At 65.9% G+C, this 13,948-nt stretch carries 13 protein-coding genes; 11 read left to right on the top strand and 2 right to left on the bottom strand.

Annotated features, from left to right (window positions below):
- The first annotated feature begins 71 nt into the window (after positions 1–71).
- The 5 genes from glgX to QMX96_RS23015 all read left to right on the top strand — a co-directional run bounded on the left by glgX (position 72) and on the right by QMX96_RS23015 (position 5,340).
- Positions 72–2,237: a glycogen debranching protein GlgX gene (glgX, locus tag QMX96_RS22995; RefSeq protein WP_054915395.1), complete on the top strand. Its 2,166-nt coding sequence runs from the start codon at positions 72–74 to the stop codon at positions 2,235–2,237.
- A 318-nt stretch (positions 2,238–2,555) separates the two neighbouring features.
- Complete coding sequence (locus QMX96_RS23000) at positions 2,556–3,614, top strand: autotransporter outer membrane beta-barrel domain-containing protein (RefSeq protein WP_043862954.1); 1,059 nt, start codon at positions 2,556–2,558, stop codon at positions 3,612–3,614.
- Positions 3,615–3,732: 118 nt separating this feature from the next.
- The gene (locus QMX96_RS23005) at positions 3,733–4,818 is read left to right on the top strand and encodes a helix-turn-helix transcriptional regulator (protein ID WP_043862955.1); all 1,086 of its coding nucleotides are present in this window, start codon (positions 3,733–3,735) and stop codon (positions 4,816–4,818) included.
- Positions 4,815–5,060 (top strand): hypothetical protein, encoded by a 246-nt coding sequence (locus tag QMX96_RS23010; protein ID WP_043862956.1) that lies wholly within the window; start codon positions 4,815–4,817, stop codon positions 5,058–5,060. The genes QMX96_RS23005 and QMX96_RS23010 overlap by 4 nt, the downstream gene beginning before the upstream one ends.
- Positions 5,053–5,340 (top strand): hypothetical protein, encoded by a 288-nt coding sequence (locus QMX96_RS23015; protein WP_196932372.1) that lies wholly within the window; start codon positions 5,053–5,055, stop codon positions 5,338–5,340. Before QMX96_RS23010 ends, QMX96_RS23015 begins: the two co-directional genes overlap by 8 nt.
- Here the strand turns inward: QMX96_RS23015 and QMX96_RS23020 are convergent.
- Positions 5,337–5,687: a hypothetical protein gene (locus QMX96_RS23020; protein WP_043862958.1), complete on the bottom strand. Its 351-nt coding sequence runs from the start codon at positions 5,685–5,687 to the stop codon at positions 5,337–5,339. The genes QMX96_RS23015 and QMX96_RS23020 overlap by 4 nt on opposite strands.
- A 251-nt stretch (positions 5,688–5,938) precedes the next feature.
- Between QMX96_RS23020 and QMX96_RS23025 the strand changes: the two genes are divergently transcribed.
- From QMX96_RS23025 to fdhE, 5 genes are all read left to right on the top strand, one after another.
- Positions 5,939–6,139 (top strand): YceK/YidQ family lipoprotein, encoded by a 201-nt coding sequence (locus tag QMX96_RS23025; protein ID WP_078480171.1) that lies wholly within the window; start codon positions 5,939–5,941, stop codon positions 6,137–6,139.
- Between the two features lie 230 nt (positions 6,140–6,369).
- Positions 6,370–9,420 carry a formate dehydrogenase-N subunit alpha gene (gene fdnG, locus QMX96_RS23030; protein ID WP_078480172.1) on the top strand — a complete coding sequence of 1,017 codons (3,051 nt, stop codon included), beginning with the start codon at positions 6,370–6,372 and terminating at the stop codon, positions 9,418–9,420.
- A 19-nt stretch (positions 9,421–9,439) separates the two neighbouring features.
- Positions 9,440–10,330, top strand: coding sequence for a formate dehydrogenase subunit beta (fdxH, locus tag QMX96_RS23035; RefSeq protein WP_269210608.1), 891 nt, complete (start codon positions 9,440–9,442; stop codon positions 10,328–10,330).
- Positions 10,327–10,974 carry a formate dehydrogenase subunit gamma gene (locus QMX96_RS23040; protein ID WP_282362530.1) on the top strand — a complete coding sequence of 216 codons (648 nt, stop codon included), beginning with the start codon at positions 10,327–10,329 and terminating at the stop codon, positions 10,972–10,974. The genes fdxH and QMX96_RS23040 overlap by 4 nt, the downstream gene beginning before the upstream one ends.
- The gene (fdhE, locus tag QMX96_RS23045) at positions 10,971–11,861 is read left to right on the top strand and encodes a formate dehydrogenase accessory protein FdhE (protein ID WP_043862961.1); all 891 of its coding nucleotides are present in this window, start codon (positions 10,971–10,973) and stop codon (positions 11,859–11,861) included. The genes QMX96_RS23040 and fdhE overlap by 4 nt, the downstream gene beginning before the upstream one ends.
- On the opposite strand, the gene QMX96_RS23050 is transcribed toward fdhE, so the two are convergent.
- Positions 11,858–12,310 (bottom strand): GNAT family N-acetyltransferase, encoded by a 453-nt coding sequence (locus QMX96_RS23050; RefSeq protein ID WP_100633888.1) that lies wholly within the window; start codon positions 12,308–12,310, stop codon positions 11,858–11,860. The genes fdhE and QMX96_RS23050 overlap by 4 nt on opposite strands.
- A 111-nt stretch (positions 12,311–12,421) precedes the next feature.
- On the opposite strand from QMX96_RS23050, the gene QMX96_RS23055 reads away from it, so the two are divergent.
- The gene (locus QMX96_RS23055) at positions 12,422–13,945 is read left to right on the top strand and encodes an FAD-dependent oxidoreductase (RefSeq protein WP_282362533.1); all 1,524 of its coding nucleotides are present in this window, start codon (positions 12,422–12,424) and stop codon (positions 13,943–13,945) included.
- Positions 13,946–13,948 lie beyond the last annotated feature (3 nt).

Genomic DNA, 13,948 nt, shown 5'->3' on the forward strand with positions numbered 1-13,948 from the left:
GGGCAGCGCAACGCTGCCCCGGCGCCCAGTGCGTCGCCTTTCGCCCCCCAAGGATCGCTACAAGGATTGCCATGACCCAGCCCAAGTCCAAACACAACACCCAGCCCGACGCCGTTGAACCTTCGCGCATCCGCGAGGGCCTGCCCTTCCCCCTGGGCGCCACCTGGGACGGCCTGGGTGTGAACTTCGCACTGTTCTCGGCCAACGCCACCAAGGTCGAACTGTGCCTGTTCGACGCCAGCGGCGAACATGAGCTCGAGCGCATCGAACTGCCCGAGTACACCGACGAGATCTACCACGGCTACCTGCCCGACGCGCACCCGGGGCAGATCTACGGCTACCGCGTGTACGGCCCCTACGAGCCGCAGAACGGGCACCGTTTCAACCCCAACAAGCTGCTGATCGACCCGTATGCCAAGCAGTTGGTCGGCGAGCTGCGCTGGTCCGAGGCCTTGTTCGGCTACACCATCGGCCACCCCGATGGCGACCTCAGTTTCGACGAGCGCGACAGTGCGCCGTTCGTGCCCAAGTGCAAGGTCATCGACCCGGCCTACACCTGGGGCCGCGACCAGCGCGTGGGCGTGCCGTGGGACCGTACCGTGTTCTACGAAGCGCACGTGCGCGGCATCAGCATGCGTCACCCGGCGGTGCCGGAAGCGGCGCGCGGTACCTTCGCCGGGCTGATGAACGACGAGCTGCTGGGGCACATCAAGGGCCTGGGCGTCAGCTCCATCGAGCTGCTGCCGATCCACGCCTTCGTCAACGACCAGCACCTGCTGCAAAAGGGCCTGAACAACTACTGGGGCTACAACAGCATCGCCTTCTTCGCGCCCCACCCGCGCTACCTGGCCAACGGCAAGATCGCCGAGTTCAAGGAGATGGTCGCGCACCTGCACGACGCCGGCCTGGAGGTGATTCTGGACGTGGTCTACAACCACACCGCCGAAGGCAACGAGCAGGGCCCCACACTGTCGATGCGCGGTATCGACAACGCCTCGTACTACCGCCTGATGCCCGACGACAAGCGCTACTACATCAACGACTCGGGCACCGGCAACACCCTGGACCTGAGCCATCCCTGCGTACTGCAACTGGTCACCGACTCGCTGCGCTACTGGGCAGGCGAGATGCACGTTGATGGCTTTCGCTTCGACCTGGCGACCATCCTGGGCCGCTACCACGAAGGCTTCGACGAGCGGCACAGCTTTCTGGTGGCCTGTCGCCAGGACCCGCTGCTGAGCCAGGTCAAGCTGATTGCCGAACCCTGGGACTGCGGCCCCGGTGGCTACCAGGTGGGCAACTTCGCGCCGGGCTGGGCCGAATGGAACGACCGCTTTCGCGACACCGTGCGCGCCTTCTGGAAAGGCGACGAAGGCCAGCTGGCCGACTTTGCCGCGCGCATGACCGCCTCCGGCGAGCTGTTCAACCGCCGCGGCCGGCGCCCCTATGCCTCGGTCAACTTCATCACCGCCCACGACGGCTTCACCCTGCGCGACCTGGTGTCGTACAACGACAAGCACAACGAGGACAACGACGAGAACAACCAGGACGGCAGCAACAACAACATCTCCTGGAACCACGGGGTCGAGGGGCCCACCGACGACCCCGAGATCAACAGCCTGCGCCAGCGCCAGATGCGCAACTTCTTCGCCACCCTGCTGCTGGCCCAGGGCACGCCGATGATCGTGGCCGGCGACGAGTTCAGCCGCACCCAGCACGGCAACAACAACGCCTACTGCCAGGACAGCGAGATCGGCTGGATCAACTGGGACCTAGACGAGCAAGGCAGCGCCCTGCTCAAGTTCGTCAAGCGCCTGACCAAGCTGCGCCTGGCCTACCCGATCCTGCGCCGCAGCCGCTTCCTGGTGGGCGACTACAACGAGGCGATCGGGGTCAAGGACGTGACCTGGCTGGCGCCGGACGCCAGCGAGATGAGCGTGGAACAGTGGGAAGACCCGCAAGGGCGTTGCCTGGGCATGCTCATGGACGGGCGCGCGCAGGTCAGCGGCATCCTGCGCCCGGGGGCAGACGCCACCTTGCTGCTGATCGTCAACGCGCACCACGACGGCGTGGACTTCACCCTGCCCGACGTGCCCGAGGGCGAGTACTGGAACTGCCTGATCGACACCGACCGGCCGCAGCTGCGCAAGGCCCAGCGCCTGGAATTCGGCAGCGTGTTCAACGTCACCGGACGCTCGTTGCTGCTGTTGGAACTGCAACGGGACGAGGACGCCTGACGCTTTAGCAATCATTCGAAATAGCCAGCCGCGTTGTCATTCGCAACGCGGCTATGCCCAATCAGGAACCGCTATTTTTCAACCGCTTACCCCCTCCAACACGGCCATCACAAAATAATCACACTATCTTGACGCCTGCCTGCGACTCTCCTTAGCTACACCTAGAACCACCGTGTTCAACTTCATTCCGGGCCTCTGGCACGCGGCTTTGCGCGCGCCATGGGGCAGGTTTGCTGGTTTGGGTCGCTCTCTGTTCCTGCCTTACAGCCCGTGACATCAGGCCAGACCTTTGGCTGTAACACACAGAGGAGATCGGCCATGAAAAGCGCACCCTGCCCTTCGGGGCTCGAGTATGTTTTCTACGCACTGTCGACGTCGCTGCTGCTGGCAACCCCGCTGGAAAGCCTGGCGGCGGGGCTGGAAGACGACGACCCGATGTTCAACCCGGCACACGGCCTGGCGCTGCCGTCGCTGGTCCCGGCCAGCGTGTCGGGGCTGAGCCTGGGTACGCTGGGGGCGTTTTCCGAACGCCTGGCAGAGCGCACGGCGGTGTTCGGCGACGAAGGCATTGCCAGCCAGTGGGCGCAGTTCTTTCCCACCCCGGTCAGGACCGCCCCGCAACGCCTGGATGCCCCCAACCAGAACCTGCAGATCGCCCCCGACCTGTTCGTGCGGGAAACCGCCGGCGGCAACACCCACCGCGCCGGGATCTTCATGGGCCACAGCAACCTGCAGGGCGGCCTGGACAATCGCCGGCCACAGCTGGGCGACAAGCAGAACGCCGTGCGCCTGGAAGGGCAAAGCCTGGGCATGTACTGGAGCCTGCAGCATGACCAGGGCTGGCATGTGGATGCGGTGGCCATGGGCACCCGTTTCGACGCCAGCGGGCGCGGCAGCGACGGCGAACGGCTCGATGGCAACGGCCACGCGCTGACCTTCTCGGTGGAGGGCGGCTTCCCCATCGGCCTGGGCAAGCACTGGGTGATCGAGCCCCAGGCGCAGTTGATCAACCAGCAGTACTACCCCGGCAACGACGCCCAGGCCCAGACCCTGCAGGCCTATGACAGCCAGCCGAGCTGGACCGGCCGGGTGGGCGCGAAGCTGTCGGCCCGCTACGAGGTGCGCGGCATGCCCATCGAACCCTATGTGCGCACCAACGTGTGGTACGACTTCTCGAACGCCGACACGGTGAGCCTGGACAAGGTCGACAAGATCAGCAGCGGACGCAACGCCACCACCGTGGAGGTGGGCCTGGGCCTGGTGGCACGGGTGACGCCCAAGGTGGCGCTGTTTGTCAGTGCCGATTACAGCAGCGACGTGGACGACAACGACTTGAACGGGTTGATCGGCAACCTGGGGGTGCGTGTGCGCTGGTGAGCGGCGCTGAATGCATCGCGGGTCAGGCCCGCGATGCGACGCGCATACCCCCGTCAACCTGAGGTTGACAGCTTATGTATACTGGCCGGCCATGCCCTCGCCAAGGACACCCCAGCGCATGACCGAAAACAGCTTCGCCTTTCGCCTCAAGGAACTGCTCGAACACCACAAGCTGACGCTGCAGGCGGTAGGCACGGCCCTGGGGATCTCGCGCACCGCCGTGCACAAATGGACCCGCGGCGGCGAGATCGACTACGCCAACCTGCGCAAGCTGGCCGACTTTCTCAAGGTCAACTGGATCTGGCTGCGCTACGGCGAAGAAGCCCTGCAGGACGTGCAGCAGACCCAGGTGGTGGAGCTGCCGATGACCGACCTGCGCCGGCGCTACACCGCCGAGATCATGGAGAGCGAAACCCGCATGAAGCTGGCCCAGGAAGGCGCCCGCATCGTGACCTGGGAATGGAACCTGATCAGCGACGAACTCACCTACTCGCCCAACGTCGAGGCCGTGTACGGCTGGCAGGTGATCCGCAACGAAGACTTCTGGGTGCACCTGCCCCCCGAAGACGTCGAGATGCTGCAGGCGCTGTACAGCAAGACCCTGCTCGAAGGCGAAGGCTGCGAGTGCGACTTTCGCATCTATCGCCCCGACGGCGAGATGCGCTGGATCGCCTCCCGCGCCACGGTGGTGCGCGACAGCGCCGGGCGCGCGGTGAAGATGGTCGGCATCAGCATGGACAACACCGAGCGCAAGGTCGCCGAAGAGCAGTTGCGCAACAGCGAGGAACGTTTTCGCGCCATCTTCGAACTGGCCTGGGGCGCGCTGGCCTACATCGACCCGGACGGCACCTGGCAGCGGGTCAACGGCAGCTTCTGCGAGCTGCTGGGCTACAGCGCCGAAACGCTGTACGGCATGACCTTCCAGCAACTGACCCACCCCGACGACCTGGCCGCCAACCTGCAGTTGCTGCAGCGCCTGCTGGCCGGCGAGATCGAGCGCTACGAAGTGGAAAAGCGCGTGCGCCACAAGCAGGGCCACTACATCTGGGTACGTGCACGTACCGCCCTGCAGCGCCGCCAGGACGGCCAGCCGCAGCATCTGATCAGCGTGTTCGAGGACATCGGCGCCGAACGCCAGGAACGCGAACGCCTGCAGGCACGTATCGAGGCGCTTGAAGCACAGCGCGGGGCTTCGCAGGCATGAGCCGCTTCGTGGGGGTGTTTCACCTGCGAAGCCGGCATGCCGTGGACAGGGGCTTCAAGGTGCACGCGCTACACAGCGACAATCATGCCGATGCGCACCTTGAAGCGGGCGACATACGCAATGAACAGGGCTACCAGGACGATCAGACCTGCGACTTCACCGTGATCGAGATTGCCAGCACTGCCCAGGCGCCCCGGCGCCTGAGCTGGCTGGAGCGCATCACGGGCAAGCTGCATGCATGACCCCATCCCTGATCTGACTGCGGGGCACATGAGCCGCTTTGTCGCTGTGTTTCACCACTGGCATATCACCAAACGCAACCTTGGCTTCGAGGTGCACAGCCTGGCAGGTCGCGATCAGGCACAGGCGCACCGCGAAGCCTGCGCACGGTTGGCCGATCAGGAAGTGAGCGATATCGTGCGCTGCGCCTTCACCCTGGTTGAGATCGGCGCGCATGAACACGTTGCGCGCCCGCTGAGCTGGCGCGAGCGCATCACCGGGCGTTTCGAGGGGCGTGGCTAGAGGCAGGTGGCCAACGCCGCCATGCGCCGCTGGGCCAATGCATCGTCCTTGAGGGTGTAGAACTTGACCACCGTGCCGCCGGCTTCGGCGCGCACATCGGCGAAGTATTCGGCATCGCGTGTCGACACCGTGGCCCCGCCGTTGGGGCCGGCGTCGAGGTAGCCGCTGGCATCCACGCCGAAGACGGCTTCGTCCTGCCAACCGAACTGGATGCACTCGGCCACCAGCGGCTCGGCCTTGGCCGAGGTGAAGGTCTTGTGCGGTGCGCCCAGGCGAGCCTGGTTCATCGTCGACGAGGCGCATCCGGCCAGCACCAGTGCCGTACCCAATAGCATTGCTGCGCGCATGGTTGTCTCTCCCGTTGGTTGTGTGTCGGCAGCACCGGGCTCTTCGCTGGCCCTGCAGATGCTGGCCTTGCCAGCGAAGAGCCCTGGCCTGCTGATTGAAAAAGGAGCGACTGTAGCATTGCCCCGGCCCCCGGTGAGAGAATGCCGCGCAGAAAAACGGACCCTCCCCCCCTGTGCCAAGGAACAGCACCATCCGAATCCTCTCGCTCGCCCTCATCGTCTCTACCCTCGCCCTCACCAGCTGCGGCACCATGATGCGCGGTGGGTACTGCGCCGAATGTGCATCCCCAGGCATGTACCGGGGCGTGCGCAACAACTTCTCGTTCCTGTTCAGCGCCACCTCGGCGCAGTTCTGCTGGCCGCTGATCGTGTGCCCGCTGGCGTTTATCGTCACCGCGCCCGTGGATATCGTGATCGATACCGCGATGATCCCCGCCGACCTCTCGCGCTGAGTGCCAAACAATCGAATCCCTCTATAGGTTCATCGACAAGGTCGATTAGTCACAAATTAAGTAAGGGCATAAACTGCCCCCGAATGCGCGCAATTCACCCACGATAGAAAGGGTCTTGGCGCGCACCCTCTGTGACTAGCCTGCATACCACTTACCGATCCTGACGCTGATCTCGGCGGGCCTGCGCGTGCGCGGCCGATTCTGGAGCTCGTTTGTACAAGGAGATAACCATGGGACTGGGCAGAAGACAGTTCTTCAAGCTGTGCACCGTCGGCGCTGCCACCGCCACTGCGGCCAGCCTGGGCTTCGCCCCGGGCATGGCCCAGGCCACCCAATCACGCCAGTACAAGCTGCTGCGCGCCAAGGAAACCCGCAACAACTGCACCTACTGCTCGGTGGGTTGCGGCGTGCTGATGTACAGCCTTGGCGACGGCGCCAAGAACGCCAAGGCGCGTATCTTCCACATCGAAGGCGACCCCGATCACCCGGTCAGCCGCGGCTCGCTGTGCCCCAAGGGCGCGGGCCTGGTGGACTACATCCACAGCGAACAACGCCTGCTCTACCCCGAATACCGCGCCCCTGGCTCGGACAAATGGCAGCGCATCAGCTGGGATCACGCCATCGAGCGCATCGCACGCCTGATGAAGGACGACCGTGACGCCAACTTCATCGAGAAGAACGACAAGGGCACCACGGTCAACCGCTGGCTGAGCACCGGCATGCTGTGCAGCTCGGCCGCCAGCAGCGAAACCGGCTCGCTGGACCAGCGCTTCACCCGCGCCCTGGGCATCCTGGGCACCGACAGCCAGGCCCGCGTGTGCCACGCCCCTACCGTCTCGGCGCTGGCGCCGACCTTCGGGCGCGGCGCCATGACCAACAACTGGGTCGACATCAAGAACGCCAACGTGGTGCTGATCATGGGCGGCAACCCCGCCGAGGCGCACCCGGTGGGCTTCAAGTGGGTGATCGAGGCCAAGATCCGCAATGGCGCCAAGGTCATCGTGGTGGACCCGCGCTTCAACCGCAGCGCCGCCGTGGCCGACATCTACTCGCCGATTCGCGCCGGCTCCGACGTGACCTTCCTGATGGGCGTGGTCAACTACCTGATCACCCACGACAAGATCCAGCACGACTACGTGCGCGCCTACACCAACGCCAGCCTGATCGTGCGCGAGGACTACAGCTTCGACGACGGCCTGTTCAGCGGCTACGACCCGGCCAAGCGCAGTTACGATCGCAGCTCCTGGACCTACGAGCTGGACGCCGACGGCTTCGCCAGGCGCGACATGACCCTGAGCCACCCGCGCTGCGTGTGGAACCTGCTCAAGGCCCACGTCAGCCGCTACACCCCGGACATGGTCACCAACATCTGCGGCACGCCCAAGGCCGACTTCCTGCAGATCTGCGAGATCCTCGGCACCACCAGTGCCCCGGACAAGACCGCCACCTTCCTCTACGCCCTGGGCTGGACCCACCACACCAACGGCGCGCAGATGATCCGAGGCTCGGGCATGATCCAGCTGCTGCTGGGCAACATCGGAATGGCCGGTGGCGGGGTCAACGCCCTGCGCGGCCACTCCAACATCCAGGGCTACACCGACCTGGGCCTGCTCTCGCTGCGCCTGCCCGGCTACATGAACCTGCCATCGGATGCGCAGACCGACCTGGCCACCTACCTCAAGCAGACCACGCCCAGCGCGGTGCTGCCCGACCAGGTCAACTACTACAAGCACACCCCCAAGTTCTTCGTCAGCCTGATGAAGAGCCTGTGGGGCGACAAGGCCACCAAGGACAACGACTGGGGCTTCGACTGGCTGCCCAAGTGGGACGACAGCTACGACGTGCTCAACTACAGCAACCGCATGTACGAGGGCAAGGTCAACGGCTACATCGCCCAGGGCTTCAACCCGGTGGCGGCGTTCCCGGACAAGAACAAGGCCCAGGCCGCGCTGGAGAAACTCAAGTTCCTGGTGATCATCGACCCGCTGGCCACCGAGACCTCGAGCTTCTGGCAGAACCACGGCGAGGAGCACGACGTGGACACCGCGGCGATCCAGACCGAAGTGTTCCGCCTGCCCTCCTCCTGCTTTGCCGAGGAAGACGGCTCGATCGTCAACTCCGGGCGCTGGCTGCAATGGCACTGGGCCGGCGCTGCGCCGCCCGGCGAGGCCTGGCACGACGGCAAGATCCTCGGCCACCTGTTCCTGAAGATCCGCGAGCTGTACGAGAAGGAAGGCGGTGCCAACCCCGCGCCGATCCTCAACATGGCCTGGGACTACGCCGACCCGTTCGACCCCAAGCCCGAGGAAGTGGCCAAGGAATCCAACGGCCGCGCCCTGGCCGACCTGCACGACGAACAGGGCAACCTGATTCTGCGCAAGGGCCAGTTGCTCGACGACTTCTCGCAGCTGCGCGACGACGGCACCACTGCCAGCTTCAACTGGATCTTCGCCGGCTCCTGGACCGAAAAGGGCAACCAGATGGCACGGCGCGACAACGCCGACAGCGGCCTGGGTTGCACCCCGGGCTGGGCCTGGGCGTGGCCGCAGAACCGGCGCATTCTCTACAACCGCGCCTCGGCCGACCCCCAGGGCAAGCCGTGGGACCCCAAGCGCAAGCTGATTGGCTGGGACGGGGCGCGCTGGAGCGGCGTGGACGTGCCGGACTTCGCCGTCACCGCTGCACCGGGCAGCAACACCAACCCGTTCATCATGCTGCCTGAAGGCCTGGGCCGGCTGTTCTCGGTGGGCGCGATGAACGACGGGCCGTTCCCCGAACACTACGAGCCCACCGAAAGCCCGCTGGCGAACAACCCGCTGCACCCGAACGTGACCTACAGCCCCACCGCGCGGGTGTACGAAAGCGATCGCAAGCGCATGGGCAGCCGTGAGCAGTTCCCGTATGTGGCCACCACCTACTCGATCACCGAGCTGTTCCGCCACTGGACCAAGCATGCGCGGCTCAACGCCATCGTGCAGCCCGAGCAGTTCATCGAGATCGGCGAGAAGCTGGCCGCCGACAAGGGCATCGTGCAGGGCGACCTGGTGCGCGTCAGCACCCAGCGTGGCTACATCAAGGCCAAGGCCGTGGTGACCAAGCGCATCCGCCGCCTGGCCATCGACGGGCAGGACGTCGACACCATCGGCATCCCCTGCCACTGGGGCTATGAAGGCACCACGCGCAAGGGCTTTCTGGCCAATACCCTGACCCCGGGGGTGGGCGATTCCAATACCCACACGCCGGAATACAAGGCGTTTCTCGTGAACATCGAAAAGGCCTGAGGGAGCGAACTTCATGTCCATGCAATCCCAAGACATCATCAAGCGCTCGGCCACCAACGTGCTGACCCCGGCGCCGCGTGCGCGCGACCACCAGGCCGAAGTGGCCAAGCTGATCGACGTGAGCATCTGCATCGGCTGCAAGGCCTGCCAGGTGGCCTGCAACGAGTGGAACGACCTGCGCGACGAGGTCGGCCACAACGTCGGCGTGTACGACAACCCGGCCGACCTGTCGGCCGAAACCTGGACGCTGATGCGCTTCGATGAAGTCGAAGATGAAAGCGGCAAGCTCGAATGGCTGATCCGCAAGGACGGCTGCATGCACTGCGCCGACCCGGGCTGCCTGAAGGCCTGCCCGCAACCGGGGGCGATCATCCAGTACGCCAACGGCATCGTCGACTTCCAGTCCGACCACTGCATCGGCTGCGGCTACTGCATCGCCGGCTGCCCGTTCGATGTGCCGCGCATCAGCAAGAAGGACAACAAGGCCTACAAGTGCACCCTGTGCGTGGACCGCGTGTCGGTCGGCCAGGAGCCGGCCTGCGTCAAGACCTGCCCCACCGGGGCGATCAACTTCGGCAGCAAGCAGGACATGCTGCACCAGGCCAGCGAGCGCGTGACCGAGTTGCAGGGCCGCGGCTTTGCCGGCGCCGGCATCTACGACCCGCAGGGCGTGGGCGGCACCCACGTGGTGTACGTGCTGCAGCACGCCGACAAGCCGCACCTGTACCACAAGCTGCCCACCGACCCGCGCATCAGCAGCGCCATCCATGGCTGGAAGGGCTGGCTCAAGCCGGTGGCGGCCGTGGCCTTCTTCGCTACCCTGGCCGGCACCCTGTTCCACTATGTGGGCGTGGGGCCGAACGAGGTCGAGGAAGCCGACGAGAAACACGAGGAGGACACCCACGCATGAACAAGGACAAACTGATCCTGCGCACCCGCTTCATCGAGCGTGCCAGCCACTGGGTAATGGTGCTGTGCTTCCTTGCCGTGGCCCTGTCGGGGCTGTCGTGGTTCTTCCCGTCGCTCAACGGGCTCAACGCCGTGTTCGGCACCCCGCAGCTGGCGCGCATCCTGCACCCGTTCTTCGGGGTGGTGGTGTTCCTGCTGCTGGCGTTCCTGTTCGTGCGCTTCGTCAAGTACAACCTGCCCGAGCGTGAAGACCTCGCGTGGTTCAGGAACGTGCGCCAGGTGCTGGCCGGCGAGCACGAGCCGGCGCTGCAGATCGGCAAGTACAACGCCGGGCAGAAGATCCTGTTCTGGGGAATCATGGGCCTGATCAGCGTGCTGCTGGTCAGTGGCGTGGTGATCTGGCGGCCGTACTTCGCGCCGTGGTTCAGCATCCCGTCGATTCGCATCGGCCTGCTGGTACACGCCATTACCGGCATCTGCCTGATCCTGCTGATCATCGGCCATGCGTACCTGGCGTTCTGGGTCAAGGGTTCGATTCGCGGCATGGTCACCGGGTATGTGAGCCGCAGCTGGGCCAAGACCCACCATGATCGCTGGTACCGACAGATCAGCAACAAGCAGAGCGGGAGTGGCAAGCAGCAATGAACAGCATCCAGATGACCCCTGCCGAGCAGCGTAGCGCCGGCGTTGGCGAAATACCTGCCGTGCTGCTGCCGACCCTGGGCGAGCGCTACCGCCAGCGCGCCACGCGCCTGCGTCAGCTGGCCGAGGGGCACCCGATGGCCGACTACCTGCGGTTCGTGGCACAGGTGGCCGATGCCCAGCAGCAATTGCTCGAACGCCTGCCGCTACCGGCAACGCTGGTGAGCAGCCTGGCCGGGCGGGTAGCCGCCGGCAAGGCGCCGCTGGCCTGGGCCAGCCTGCCGCGCGATGCCTACTGGCAGCAACTGTTGCGCGGGCTTGGCGAGCACATCGAGCACGCCACCCTGCAGGGCCTGTGCGCGCAGGGCGAGGCCGCCCTGGACGTGGCGGCCGATGCGTTGCTGGCAGGCCGCTTCAGCGAGATCGACAGCGGTCAGGCGCTGTTCCTGTGGGCGGCCCTGTCGCTGTACTTCACCCAGCTGGCGGCGCACCTGCCCGCCATCGGCAATGCCGGCGTGGGCGAGCAGCGCCAGCATTGCCCGGTGTGCACCGGGGCGCCGGTGGCCAGCGTGATCATGACCGGTGCCCAGGCCGGGCTGCGCTACCTGCACTGCGGGTTGTGCGAGAGCCGCTGGCACATGGTGCGGCTCAAGTGCAGCAACTGCGAAGAGACCGGCAGCCTGGACTACTGGTCGCTGGATACCCATGAAACCGCGATCAAGGCCGAGAGCTGCGACGACTGCCACAGCTACCTGAAGGTGTTCTACCCCGAGCACGAGCGCGACCTTGAGCTGGTGGCCGATGACCTGGCCTCGATCGCGCTGGATGCCGAGGTGGAGCGCCAGGGGTTCGATCGCAGCGGTGTGAACCCGTTTCTGTTCCCGGGCTAGAGCGGGTACTGCATCAGCCAGTGTGATTTGCCCCAGGCCTGGAACTGCTCGAGGTACTGCCACCCCCGCTTGTGGTAGTACTCGGCGCGGTCGTGGGTGTGCAGGTAGAGGTGCGTGTGCCCCAGGGCCCTGGCCTTGGTGCAGATGCCCTCGATCAGCGTTTCGGCCAGGCCTTGGCCGCGGGCTTGCGGGCTGACGAACACGCAGGCCAGCCAGGGGCTCAGGTCGGGCCGCAGGGGCAGGTCGTCGCGGGCCAGTGAAGCGCTGCCCAGCAGGTTGCCGTCATCCAGCGCCAACAGGCTGTACAGGCTGCCGTCAGCCTGGCCATGGGCGAACTCCTGTTGCCATTGGGCCAGCGGTACATCGGCGTATTCGTAGGCGAACTGCTCGTGCAGCCAGCGGGCCAGGGTATCGCTGTGGTGTGGGTGGTTGCTGAGCCAGTCGATCATGGGTGTGCTCTGGGCGTTGGGGGATGCAAAGGTACACCGAATTGGATGAGGGGTGTGGCCACCTGCATCTACACTTGTCAGTGCCACCGCACCTTCCCGGAGGACCGCGCCATGCCCCACTCTGACGTCCTGATCATCGGCGCCGGGCCCACCGGCCTGGTCCTGGCCCTGTGGCTGAGCAAGCTGGGCATCTCGGTACGTATCCTCGACAGGACCAGCGCCGCCGGCACCACCTCCCGCGCGCTCGCCGTGCAAGCCCGCACCCTGGAGCTGTACCGCCAGCTGGACCTGGCCGACGCGGTCGTTGGCGCCGGCCACCAGGTGCCCGCCGCCAACCTCTGGGTCAAGGGCGAGCCCGCCGCACGCCTGCCTTTGGACAGCATCGGCGCCAACCTCACGCCCTACCCCTTTCTCGAAATCTACCCGCAGGACCAGCACGAGAACCTGCTGATCGAGCGCCTGCGCGGCCTTGGCGTGGAGGTCGAACGCAGCACCGAACTGCTCGGTTTCACCCAGCACGACACCACCGTCAGCGCACGCCTGCGCCTGCCCGACGGCAGCGAGCAAGACTGCGAGACGCATTACCTGGCCGGCTGCGACGGCGCCCATTCGGCCGTGCGCAACGGCCTGCATGTCGACTTCCCCGGCGGCACCTACCAGCAGCTGTTCTACGTGGCCGACGTGGATGCCAGCGGCCCGCCCATGAACGGCGAGCTGCACGTGGACCTGGACGAGGCGGACTTTCTGGCGGTGTTCCCGCTGGCCGGCACAGGCCGCGCGCGGTTGATCGGCACGGTGCGCGACGCACGCGCCGAACACCCCGAGCAACTGCGTTTCGAGGATGTCAGCCAACGTGCCATCGAGCACCTGCAACTGCAGGTGCTCAAGGTCAACTGGTTTTCCACCTACCGCGTACACCATCGCGTGGCCGGGCATTTCCGCCAGCAGCGCGCCTTCCTGCTCGGCGACGCCGCGCACGTGCACAGCCCGGCCGGCGGCCAGGGCATGAACACCGGCATCGGCGATGCAATCAACCTGGCCTGGAAGCTGTGCAGCGTACTCAAGGGCAAGGCCCACGACGACCTGCTCGACAGCTACCCGGTCGAGCGCATGGCCTTCGCCCGGCGCCTGGTGGCCACCACCGACCAGGTGTTCACCTTCGCTACCGCCGATGGCAGCATCGCCAACCTGTTGCGTACGCGCCTGGCACCGGTGCTGATACCGCGCATGGCGGCATTCGCCAAGGCGCGCAGCCTGCTGTTTCGCACGGTCTCGCAACTGGGCCTGAACTACCGCCTGATGCCGCTGAGCTTCGGCAGCGCCGGCCATGTGCAGGGCGGCGACCGCCTGCCCTGGGTGGTGACGCAGGAACACGACAATTTCAGCGCGCTGTCGCACCTGGGCTGGCAGGTGCACGTGTACGGCCTGGCCAGCAAGGAACTGAGTGCCTGGTGCGCCGCACGCCAGCTGCCACTGCAGGTTTACCCCTGGTCGGCCGCCTGCACGGCCGCCGGCCTGGCACGCAACGCGCTGTACCTGCTGCGCCCCGACAGCTACGTGGCGCTGGCCGAACCCTCGGCCTCCACCGCCGCCGTGGAGCGCTACTTCAGCGAGCGGGGCCTGCACCCCTGGTGAGGT

It is taken from the genome of Pseudomonas sp. PS01300 (assembly GCF_029960155.1).
GTDB classification, from domain to species: domain Bacteria; phylum Pseudomonadota; class Gammaproteobacteria; order Pseudomonadales; family Pseudomonadaceae; genus Aquipseudomonas; species Aquipseudomonas palmensis.